This is a genomic window from Arthrobacter sp. 10T413_2 (assembly GCF_056394205.1).
This window is the reverse complement of the sequence record NZ_JBFTHK010000338.1, coordinates 1-1,570: the sequence shown is the minus strand read 5'-3', so window position 1 is coordinate 1,570 and position 1,570 is coordinate 1. Positions and strand designations below refer to the sequence as shown.

Sequence of the window (1,570 nt, the reverse complement as noted above, 5' to 3'; positions counted from 1 at the left end):
GATTACTACGCCATCGACCTGCCCAAGGCAGGCCGGGCCGGCCTGAACTTCAAGTTCCCCGCCGGGCTCGGAACCGGAACCGCCTACACGCTCAACATCTATAACGCCAACGGCACCAACCTCTACAGCTTCGACCTCGACGGCTCCGCCGCCGACGGCAGCTGGCTCGCCAGCCAAGTAATCAACCTCCCCGCTGGCCGTGCCTACATCAGAATCGATGGCTGGGACAGCTGGGCAGGCTGGGGCAAGACCTACACCCTCAACATGGGCTGGATTTGGTCCGCAACTCCTGTGCCAGGCATCTCCGGGACTCCCCAGGTGGGTCGGACCCTGACGGCTGTGACGGGAACCTGGTCGCCCACGCCGGACGTGCTCGGCTACCAGTGGTTCCGCTCCGGAACCGCCATTACCGGGGCAACGGGCAAAACCTACACACTGGTTGCCGCCGACCTTGGCAAGACCATCACCCTGAAAGTAACCGGCAGCAAGGCGGGGTACCCCTCCATTACCAAGACCTCCGCCKCCACAGCAGTAGTCGCAAAAGGCTCCCTGACGGCGCCGGTGCCGACCATCACGGGCACCGCGAAGGTCGGCTCGACCCTGACCGCGGTCCCCGGAACCTGGGGACCGTCACCGGTGATCCTGACGTATCAGTGGAAAGCCAACGGCGTCGCCATCCTCGGCGCGACCGCCGCGACCTACAAGGTCGCCGCGGCCGATGCCGGCAAGACCCTGACCGTCACCGTCACCGGAACCAAGACCGGCTACACCACCACCGCGAAGACCTCTACCGCCACAGCAGTAGTCGCGAAAGGCTCTCTGACGGCGCCGGTGCCGACCATCACGGGCACCGCGAAGGTCGGCTCGACCCTGACCGCGGTCCCCGGAACCTGGGGACCGTCACCGGTGACCCTGACGTACCAGTGGAAAGCCAACGGCGTCGCCATCCTCGGCGCGACCGCCGCGACCTACAAGATCGCCGCGGCCGATACCGGCAAGACCCTCACCATCACCGTCACCKGAACCAAGACCGGCTACACCACCACCGCGAAGACCTCCGCCGCCACACCAGTAGTCGTTTGACCGCCGAAGATCGATCCGGCCGGCCTATATGAAGGTCAGTTCTCCCGTTGGTAGGTGCGATTTAGGGCGTAGGAGCCGGCACGATTTGCGGCTCCTACGCCTCGCCTGGGTTAGACATCTCACCGTGTCAAGGGCTACCAAGGGCTGTGGGGACCCGTGAGGCCGGGCCGGCCACGTCGGCCGCCATAGCCGGGAGCACCAGGACACCCGAACCGAGGATCGCCCCGACATAGATCCCGGTGGCCCGGAACAGGCCCAGTCCCTTATTGCTGTTGCTGATTTCCACTCCTCCATTCATCCGCAGAACATMGGGCGCCGGAAGCGGCAAAACTGACGGCCACCCGCAAAAAACTTCCTGCCGTCGCCCGCACCGGCTGACCTGGCCGCCCWCGGCTCCCCCAACTAGCTCGCAGCAGGGGCCGTTTTGAGGGCTCATAACGGCTCCCCCAACTAGCTCGCAGCAGGGGCCGTTTTGAGGGCTCATAAC

The 1,570-nt window shown here is 65.3% G+C and carries 1 protein-coding gene and 1 pseudogene; one reads left to right on the top strand and one right to left on the bottom strand.

The annotated features are described in order from the left end of the window. Positions 1–1,083 (top strand): annotated as a pseudogene (locus tag AC1DBQ_RS23275) (hypothetical protein); the annotation flags it as partial. A gap of 127 nt (positions 1,084–1,210) precedes the next feature. Here AC1DBQ_RS23275 and AC1DBQ_RS23270 read toward each other — a convergent pair. After that, positions 1,211–1,369, bottom strand: coding sequence for a hypothetical protein (locus AC1DBQ_RS23270; RefSeq protein WP_476930743.1), 159 nt, complete (start codon positions 1,367–1,369; stop codon positions 1,211–1,213). Positions 1,370–1,570 lie beyond the last annotated feature (201 nt).